The sequence below is a fragment of the Amycolatopsis sp. SID8362 genome (genome assembly GCF_010550475.1).
GTDB classification, from domain to species: Bacteria; Actinomycetota; Actinomycetes; order Mycobacteriales; family Pseudonocardiaceae; genus Amycolatopsis; species Amycolatopsis eburnea.
In genome coordinates this window covers 1-8,474 of sequence record NZ_JAAGNB010000070.1, presented here as the reverse complement: position 1 = coordinate 8,474, position 8,474 = coordinate 1, and the positions used below count along the sequence as shown (strand labels likewise).

Sequence of the window (8,474 nt, the reverse complement as noted above, 5' to 3'; positions counted from 1 at the left end):
GAACGCCCGGACCGACTCGCCCTCCCGCCGCTCCGGCTCCTGGGGCAGGTGCCCGACGGTCGCGGTCGGCGGGTTCAGCCGGATCTCGCCGCCGTCCGGTTTCGCGAGCCCGGCGAGGGTGCGCAGCAGCGTCGACTTGCCGGCGCCGTTGACGCCGACCAGGCCGACGACGTCGCCGGGGGCGACGACGAGATCGAGTCCGGAGAAGAGGGTGCGGTCACCGTGGCCAGCGGCCAGGTCCTTCGCGACGAGTGTTGCGGTCATGAGGTGGCCGAGTCTACGGGTCCGTGGTGAACTGTCAGATCATGGTCAAAGCCACCGGCTGTGTGTGTCGGGTGGCGCCTTGATCACTCAGTGTGGGTAACCTGTTCGGTTGTCAGTCCCGCAGCGCAGTGAGGTCGGTGAAACACAATGGGCGAACCCGCTCCCCCGGTCACCCTCGGCCGCAGGCCGAAACCGAGGGAAGGCCGCCCGTCCGCGCCCCGGCCCACGGTGAGCCGGCGCCGCGAGGTGAGCCACGCCAGCGCCAGGTCGCTGCTGATGACGGTGCTCGGCGAGTACGCGCTCCCCCGCGACAAGCCGGTGTGGACGTCGATGCTCGTCGAGGTGCTCGGCATCCTCGACATCGAGGAGAAGTCGGCCCGGCAGGCGCTGGCCCGCTCGGCCGCCGAGGGCTGGGTCGTCTCCGAACGCGTCGGGCGCCGGGTGCGCTGGTCGCTCACGCCGCCCGGGCGCCGGCTGCTGACCGAAGGCGCCGAGCGGATCTACGCGTTCGGCCGCGAGCGGCCGCCGTGGAACGGGCAGTGGCTGATGCTGATCGTGTCGGTCCCGGAGGCCAAGCGCGACCTGCGGCACCGGCTGCGCACCCGGCTGACCTGGGCGGGCTTCGGTTCGCCGGTGGCCGGCGTGTGGGTCAGCCCGGACCTCTCGCGCCAGCGCGAGGCCCAGCAGATCGTCAGCGAGCTGGGTCTCGACGCGCAGGCGATGTCGTTCACCGCCGCGTACGGCGAGGTCGGCGAGCAGGAGTCCATGGTCGCCCGGTCCTGGGACCTGACCGAGCTCAAGGACCGCTACGAGGACTTCATCGACCGGTTCACCGGCCTGCACCCCACCGGCGGCCGGGCGGTGCTGCGCGCGCAGACCGAGCTGGTCCACGAGTGGCGGCGGTTCCCGTTCCTCGACCCGCAGCTGCCCGCCGAGCTCCTCCCGGCGAAGTGGAGCGGGACGAAAGCCGCGGAACTGTTCCATCACAAACACGTCGACTGGCGCCCCGAGGCCCAGCAGTATTGGGACGACATCGTCGAAGCCGAAGAAGCAGGGTGAACATGACTCAGCAGGTCCGCCTCGATCGTGACGGCGGGCTCGCCGTCCTGACCGTCGACGCTCCGCCGTTGAACCTCTACACGGCTTCGCTGCAGTCCTCGCTGGCGTCCGCGCTCGACTCGCTGGCGGAGGATCCGGCCCGCGCCCTGCTGATCCGCGCCGAGGGCAAGATCGTGAGCGGCGGCGTCGACGTCTCGCTGTTCGACGCGCAGGGCTCGCCCGCCGAGGCGAAGGTGCTGTTCGACGAGATGCTCGCGGTGCCGGACCGGATCGCGGCCCTGCCGTTCCCGACCGTGTTCGCCGCCCACGGCCTCTGCCTGACCTGGGCGTTCGAGGTCGCGGTGGCCTGTGACGTCATCCTGGCCGCGTCGCGCGCCAAGTTCGGTCTGGTCGAGAAGGTCGTCGGGCTGACCCCGACCATGGGCGGCACCCAGCGGCTCGCCGCCCGCGCCGGCGTCGGCCGCGCCAAGGAGTTCGTGATGACCGGCGACACCTACGACGCGGCGACGCTGGAGCGCTGGAACGTCGTCAACCGCGTCCTGCCGGATGAGGGCTTCGACGAGGCGGCGCGGGAGTTCGCCCGGCAGCTGGCGTCGGGGCCGACCCGGGCCCACGCGGCGACCAAGCGCGTCCTCGACCACTTCGCCGCCGGCGGCGTCCCCGAGGCGAACGCGCACATCACGGCGATCGCGGCCGAGCTCTTCGAAACCGAAGACCTCCGCGGCGCGGTCAAGTCGTTCTTGGCCGACGGGCCGGGCAAGGCGACGTTCTCGGGCCGTTAACCGTCCGTTCGGACGGCGGTTGCGGCCGTTCGGGCCTGCGCGGTTTTCCTCGCACCGGGTTACATTCGACGTGGTCTAGACCACATCGTCCCCGCCCCTTGTGCCGTCTGGAGAACCGCCATGAGACGCACCCCTGCCCGACTACGCTCCGCGCTCGCCGCCTTGCTGATAGCGCTCGGCGGCACCGCGGCCCTCGCACCACCCGCCGCCGCGGCCGGTTCGCTGACCGCCACCCTGGCGATGAGCGGCACGACGGGTACCTACACCGTCGCCAACACCGGCACCGCCTCGGTGAGCAACTGGGCGATCACCTTCACGCTGCCCGCCGGCGTCACCGCTTCGACCGGGGAAAACGGTACGGTCACCCAGAACGGCACGCAGGTCACGCTGACGCCCGCGTACTACATCGCGACACTGGCGCCGGGCCGGAACACCTACCCGTACAGCCCGACGTTCCGGCTCAGCGCGGCCGCGACACCCGCGCAGTGCCGCGTCGACAACGCCAACTGCGACGGTTCACCGGACACTCCCCCGGGCGCGCCCGGCGGGCTCCGGCTGGTGACGAAGACGACCAAGACCGTGGCGCTGGCGTGGAACGCGTCGACAGCCGGATCCTTGCCGGTGACCGGGTACGACGTCTACCAGGGCACCTCCCTGGCCGCGTCGGTGACCGGGACGAGCGCGACGATCTCCGGGCTGACGCCGGGAACCGCGTACTCGTTCACAGTGAAGGCCAAGGACGCCAAGGGGAACACGTCGCCGGCGAGCAGTTCCTTGTCCGTGACGACGAACAGCCCCGCCGACGACACGCAGCCGCCGTCCGCCCCGACCGGGCTTCGCTCGACCGCCGCCGACTCCGGCAGCGTCTCACTGGCCTGGACGGTGTCGACCGACAACACCGGCGTGATCGGCTACGACGTGTACCGCGGATCAGTACTGGCCACAACAGTGACCACGACGTCCGCCGTCGTGACCGGGCTGGCACCGTCCACTTCGTACACGTTCACGGTGCGGGCGCGCGACGGGTACGACAACGTGTCGGCGCCGAGCGCCGCGGTGACCGCGAAGACCGGCGACATCGTCTCGGGCTACGCGAAGGTCGGCTACTTCGTGCAGTGGGGCATCTACGGGCGCCAGTACTTCGTGAAGAACCTCGAAACCTCGGGCGCCGCGGCGAAGCTGACGCACCTGCTGTACGCGTTCGAGAACATCGACCCGGTGAACCTGACGTGCCTGTCCGGCGTCACGAAGGGCACCACGGCGAACCCGCAGGACCCGAACCAGGGTGACGGCGCCGGCGACGCCGAGGCCGACTATTCGCGGCCGTTCTCCGCGGCGCAGTCGGTGGACGGCGTCGCGGACACCGGCTGGGAGTCGCTGCGCGGCAACTTCAACCAGCTCAAGAAGCTCAAGGCGAAGCACCCGAACCTGAAGGTGCTGGTGTCGCTGGGCGGCTGGACGTACTCGAAGTACTTCTCCGACGTGGCGGCCACGGACGCGTCGCGCAAGAAGTTCGTCTCGTCGTGCGTCGACACGTGGCTGAAGGGCAACATCGCGCCCTACGGCGGCGCGGGCGGCCCGGGTACCGCGGCCGGCATCTTCGACGGCATCGACCTCGACTGGGAGTGGCCGGCGAGCGGCGACGGCCACCCCGGCAACCACTGGAGCCCCAACGACAAGGACAACCTGACCGCGCTGATGGCCGAGTTCCGCACGCAGCTGGACGCGTACGGCGCGACGACCGGCAAGCGCTACCAGCTGCACGCGTTCACCCCGGCGGACCCCGCCAAGGTCGCCGCCGGATGGGACCTGTCCCGCGTCTTCAACTACCTGGACGTGGCGAACGTGCAGGGCTACGACTTCCACGGCTCGGGCAGCGACAACTCGTGGGAGCCCAACCGCACCGGCCACCAGGGCAACCTGTACGCGGACGCGGACGACCCGTACAACTTCCACTTCAGCGCGGAAGCGGCTATCAACGCGTACACGAACGCGGGCGTCGATCCCCGCCGGCTGACGCTGGGCCTGGCGTTCTATGGCCGCGGCTGGCAGGGCGTCGCGGCGGGCGGCAAGAACGGCGAATGGCAGTCCGCGACCGGTGCGGCACCAGGTCAGTTCGCGGAGGAAGCGGGGACGCGCGGGTACGCGAACCTGGTGGCGAGCGTCCCGGGCTGCACGGTCTACCACGACACGGCGGCGGTGGCGACGTCCTGCTACACCGGCAACGGCGGCCAGTGGTGGACGTTCGACGACGCGTGGTCGATCGGGCTGAAGACGACGTGGCTGAAACAGCGCGGTCTCCTCGGCGTGATGGCGTGGGAGATGTCGGGCGACACCGGCGTTCTGATGAACGCGGTCAGTTCCGGGCTCGGCTAGTTTTTCGTTCAGCCCGCTGAACGGGAGAACGCTTTCCGTTCAGCGGGCTGAACCTTTTCTTCGCCTCCTTGACGACTGGTGGTCTGGACCATAAAACTGAGCGCAGCGCGCAGGGGTTCCAAGACACCGTCGTCTCGAGGAGAGCCATGTCCCGCTTCCGCAGAGTTTTCGCGTTGGGCACACTGGTCCCGCTGGCACTGGGCCTGATCGCCACGCCGGCCCCCGCCGCCCCGGCGACGTTCACGCACCCGGGCGTCCTGGTCAGCCGTCCGCAACTGGACTTCGTCAAAACCCAGGTGAAGGCCGGCGCCCAACCTTGGAAAGCGGCGTACGACCAGGCGCTGGCGAGTTCGTACGCCTCCTTGTCCCGCACCCCGAAACCCCGCGCGGTCGTGGAATGCGGCTCCTATTCGAACCCGAACTACGGCTGCACGGACGAGCGCGAAGACGCGATAGCGGCGTACACGGACGCCCTGATCTGGTACATCTCCGGCGACGCCCGCTACGCCCAGAAGTCGATAGCGCTGATGGATGCGTGGTCGGCGACGATCACCAGCCACACCAACAGCAACGCCCCGCTGCAAACAGGCTGGGCGGGCTCGTCGTGGCCCCGCGCGGCCGAGATCATCAAGTACACGTACACGAGCTGGCCCAATTCCGGCCGCTTCGCCACGATGCTGCGCAATGTGTACCTGAGCAAGGTCATCAACGGCAGCAACAGCAACGGCAACTGGGAACTGTCCATGATGGAGGCCGCGGTCGGCATCTCGGTGTTCCTGGAGGACAAGACGAACTTCGACAAGGCAGTCGCACGCTACCGAAACCGCGTGGCAGCGTACGTGTACCTGACTTCGGACGGTTCCCTGCCCAAAACGGTCCCCGGCAGCGGCCTGGACACACGCTCGGAGATCGTGAGCTACTGGCAGGGCCAGTCGACGTTCGTGGACGGCCTCACCCAGGAAACCTGCCGCGACTTCACCCACACGGGCTACGGCATCGCGGCGATCGCGGACGTGGCGGAGACCCTGCGCATCCAGGGCCAGGACGTCTACGGAACGGACGTGGGCGAGCGCCTGCGCCAGGCCCTGGGCTTCCAGTCGAAGTACCAGCTGGGCACGGCCGTCCCGTCCTGGCTGTGCTCCGGCTCGCTGAAACTCGGCCTCGGCCCGGTGACGGAGGTGGGCTTCAACGCCCTCCACACGCGGCTGGGCATCGCGATGACGAACACGCAGACGTTGACCGAGCGCCAGCGCCCGGCGGGCTCGAACAACCTCTTCGTGGCGTGGCAGACCCTGACCCACGCCGGCAACACGGCTTGATCTTGGGTTCCGGTCCGCCTGGCTTGTTTCCGCAGGTCAGGCGGACTGGGGACCCTGCTTGCAGCGGGGTTCGAGGGGCACGCTAGAGTACTTCTCACGCACTCAGCGAGTGCGGGTCCGGGCTGTGGCGCAGTTTGGTAGCGCACTTGACTGGGGGTCAAGGGGTCGCAGGTTCAAATCCTGTCAGCCCGACGGACACACTTGCAGGGCCCGTGAGCAGCATTGATGCTCACGGGCCCTTTGTGTTGACACTCACCGGGATACCGCTTCCGATCTTGTCGCCCAGTTGCCGGGGACAGCGTGGGGACAGACCCATCATGACTCGTCAGACCGATCGTGCGTTTGGCCGGCGACGATCATGCAGCTCCCCGACGACCAGCTGCACGCGCTGATGACGATCAGCCGCGAACTCCGGCAAAGCAACGAGCAGAAGAGTGAGCAGCCTCCGCCGAGATCGCTACTTGCGACTGTCGCCGACGGACGTGGTCCCCGACACCCGGACAGGGCCGAGGTCAACAGTCAGCTGAAGGAGTCCGATTCCGCTGACCAAGATTGCCAGCAGTGTCCCTACCAGGACAATCATGCGGGCCGTATAGCCCCAGCTACTCAGGATCCGACTAGCGAAGGCCAGCGCCTCACGCCGCTCGTCGCGCCGCTCGACAGGCTGTCCATCAAACCCACGCTCGGGATTATCCACGGATAAAGCAGCCATTCGGCCCATTTCTGTGGATAGCTCGGGCTCGGCCTGCCGTCCGTCGCGCTGCAAGGGCTCGTCATCGTCCGGCTCTGGAGTTGGCAGCCGATCCGGCCGTATGGTCATGTTGTCGTCCTTCCGGTTGGGCGCACGATCGACAGCGACGGGTGTTGCTGGTGGTCGATCGGGCTTCGGTAGCGGCCGGGAGTACGACAGACCCGCGGGCCGGCTGTGAACCGGTCAGCTCGGGTTCGAGGCTTTGGGCGTTGAAGCGCCCAGGCTTCGCGGGCGGCCTCTCCGCACGCGGAGGGGCCGCCCGACTCTGTGTTTTCCCAGACCACCGCTGGAGATCTGAGAACTACAGTGGCGCGCAGCGGGATGAGATAGAAGGTCGAAACGGCGTCATCGCGGTGTCCGGACTCGGTTCCACGTTAAGCGGTCAACGGACTTCGCCCGGACCGATCAGGGCACCAGTTTGTCCGTTCGTGGCAGGTTTGACCTCACCTATCGAGCGCGAGAATCCGGCCAGGTCGGGGCGCTGACAGACGTACGCCGACGCCGATAGGGTGGGCGGAGCCGATTTTCAAGGGGATGGAACGTGACCGAGCAGGAGGGGGCGGACTGGATTCCGCCCGGGGCTGATCTTTCCCGGCCCAGTGCCGCGCGCATCTACGACTACCTGCTCGGTGGGGCGCACAACCTCGCCCCCGACCGCGAAGTCGCCAGGAAGCTCGAGGCCATCCAACCCCAGGTTGGCGCCGTAGCCCGACGGAACCGCGCCTTCCTGAGGCGGGCCGTCCGGTTCCTCCTCGACCAAGGCATCCGCCAGTTCCTCGACCTCGGCTCCGGCATCCCCACCGTCGGCAACGTGCACGAAGTCGCCCAGGCGGTCGACCCCGCGGCGAAAGTCGTCTACGTCGACTACGAACCCGTGGCCGTCGCGCACAGCCGGATGTTGCTCAAGGGGAACGACCACGCCGCTGCCATCGAGGCTGATGCCACCGACAGCGCGAAAGTGCTCAAGGCCGACGCCACGACAAGGCTGCTGGACCTCGAGCAACCCGTCGGACTGCTCGCCATCACCCTCGGGCACTACCTCCCGGACGTCGAGCGGATCTTCAAGAACTACCGCGACGCCCTCGCGCCCGGGAGTTACCTCGCGCTCACGCACCTCACCAACGACTTCGCCGTGCTCAACGACCCTCGGGTTGCCGAGACCATGCGGCAGACGCAGGATCACATCTTCCCGCGGACCAGGAGCGAGGTGCTGGCGATCTTCGACGGGTTCGAACTCGTCGAACCAGGGCTGACCACCTCGGCGAACTGGCGGCCCGATCGGCTGGCCGCCGTCGTCGATCCCGAAGAAGACGGGCTTTACGCCGGCGTCGGCGTCAAACCGTAGAGCCGAAGCGCTCCCACGCCGACTGGCGGGTCATGCCCAGCGCTTCGCCGATCTGGGACCACGTTCCGCCCAGCTCGCGGGCCTTGCCGACCCACGCCGCCAGGTTCTGCTGGACCTGCGTCGTTGCCGCGGCTACTGGAGTCAAATTGGAAAGGACCTGCGCCAACGGCAGGTCGTGTTCCCACGGCGCGATGAGGGGCGCGTCCGACGGCTTGCCCTCGATCACCGACACGCACAGCCGGACGCAGCCGTCGCAGATGAAGACGCCTGGGCCGCCTACCAGGGTTTCCACTTCCGTGTTGGGCTTGGCGCAGAACGAACAGCGGGCGATGACCACCATGAGAACCTCCTTTGTCAGGCTTGACCTTACAAGCGTAAGGGGGCGCCTGACAAGAGGAACGCTGACGTCCACTCGGCCAGCTCGGTGAACCGGCCCGTCAGCTCCTCGATCTCGGCCCAGCGCCGGTGCTCCCGCTCGAGGTCCGGCACCAGGAAGTCCTCCACCAGCAACAACAACGTCGCGATCTCGTACGCGACGTCGGCCAGCTGGAGGAACGGGCGGTAGTCCGCCTCCGCGC

Annotated in this window: 8 protein-coding genes, 1 tRNA gene and 1 pseudogene; 6 read left to right on the top strand and 4 right to left on the bottom strand. The window is 68.3% G+C overall.

Annotation, left to right across the window (positions count from 1 at the left end; genetic code table 11):
- The coding region (locus G3I65_RS02805) for an ATP-binding cassette domain-containing protein (protein ID WP_160694435.1) at positions 1 to 264 on the bottom strand (264 nt) is incomplete at its 3' end.
- A gap of 147 nt (positions 265 to 411) precedes the next feature.
- Between G3I65_RS02805 and G3I65_RS02800 the strand changes: the two genes are divergently transcribed.
- The 5 genes from G3I65_RS02800 to G3I65_RS02780 all read left to right on the top strand — a co-directional run bounded on the left by G3I65_RS02800 (position 412) and on the right by G3I65_RS02780 (position 5,992).
- Positions 412 to 1,323, top strand: a complete 912-nt coding sequence (locus tag G3I65_RS02800; RefSeq protein WP_160694433.1) for a PaaX family transcriptional regulator C-terminal domain-containing protein — start codon at positions 412 to 414, stop codon at positions 1,321 to 1,323.
- Between the two features lie 2 nt (positions 1,324 to 1,325).
- Entirely contained in the window at positions 1,326 to 2,105 is a 780-nt protein-coding gene (locus tag G3I65_RS02795) for an enoyl-CoA hydratase/isomerase family protein (protein ID WP_163046631.1), read from the top strand.
- Between the two features lie 162 nt (positions 2,106 to 2,267).
- A complete protein-coding gene (locus G3I65_RS02790; protein WP_160694437.1) occupies positions 2,268 to 4,481 on the top strand; it encodes a glycosyl hydrolase family 18 protein in 2,214 nt (737 codons plus the stop codon).
- 146 nt (positions 4,482 to 4,627) lie between these two features.
- The gene (locus tag G3I65_RS02785) at positions 4,628 to 5,800 is read left to right on the top strand and encodes an alginate lyase family protein (protein ID WP_160694429.1); all 1,173 of its coding nucleotides are present in this window, start codon (positions 4,628 to 4,630) and stop codon (positions 5,798 to 5,800) included.
- Positions 5,801 to 5,918: 118 nt separating this feature from the next.
- A tRNA-Pro gene (locus tag G3I65_RS02780) sits at positions 5,919 to 5,992 on the top strand.
- A 265-nt stretch (positions 5,993 to 6,257) separates the two neighbouring features.
- On the opposite strand, the gene G3I65_RS02775 is transcribed toward G3I65_RS02780, so the two are convergent.
- The gene (locus tag G3I65_RS02775) at positions 6,258 to 6,620 is read right to left on the bottom strand and encodes a hypothetical protein (protein WP_160694427.1); all 363 of its coding nucleotides are present in this window, start codon (positions 6,618 to 6,620) and stop codon (positions 6,258 to 6,260) included.
- A 472-nt stretch (positions 6,621 to 7,092) separates the two neighbouring features.
- Between G3I65_RS02775 and G3I65_RS02770 the strand changes: the two genes are divergently transcribed.
- Positions 7,093 to 7,896 carry an SAM-dependent methyltransferase gene (locus tag G3I65_RS02770; protein WP_160694425.1) on the top strand — a complete coding sequence of 268 codons (804 nt, stop codon included), beginning with the start codon at positions 7,093 to 7,095 and terminating at the stop codon, positions 7,894 to 7,896.
- Here the strand turns inward: G3I65_RS02770 and G3I65_RS02765 are convergent.
- Positions 7,886 to 8,236 carry a ClpX C4-type zinc finger protein gene (locus G3I65_RS02765; RefSeq protein ID WP_160694423.1) on the bottom strand — a complete coding sequence of 117 codons (351 nt, stop codon included), beginning with the start codon at positions 8,234 to 8,236 and terminating at the stop codon, positions 7,886 to 7,888. The two genes, G3I65_RS02770 and G3I65_RS02765, sit on opposite strands and share 11 nt — an antisense overlap.
- 26 nt (positions 8,237 to 8,262) lie before the next feature.
- A pseudogene (locus G3I65_RS02760) lies at positions 8,263 to 8,474 on the bottom strand (hypothetical protein); the annotation flags it as partial.

Excerpts from the sequence above, each read along its gene's own strand:
- G3I65_RS02775 (WP_160694427.1), bottom strand. The coding sequence starts at position 6,620 with ATGACCATACGGCCGGATCGGCTGCCAACTCCAGAGCCGGACGATGAC.
- G3I65_RS02785 (WP_160694429.1), top strand. The coding sequence starts at position 4,628 with ATGTCCCGCTTCCGCAGAGTTTTCGCGTTGGGCACACTGGTCCCGCTG.
- G3I65_RS02795 (WP_163046631.1), top strand. The coding sequence starts at position 1,326 with ATGACTCAGCAGGTCCGCCTCGATCGTGACGGCGGGCTCGCCGTCCTG.
- G3I65_RS02800 (WP_160694433.1), top strand. The coding sequence starts at position 412 with ATGGGCGAACCCGCTCCCCCGGTCACCCTCGGCCGCAGGCCGAAACCG.
- G3I65_RS02765 (WP_160694423.1), bottom strand. The coding sequence starts at position 8,236 with ATGGTGGTCATCGCCCGCTGTTCGTTCTGCGCCAAGCCCAACACGGAA.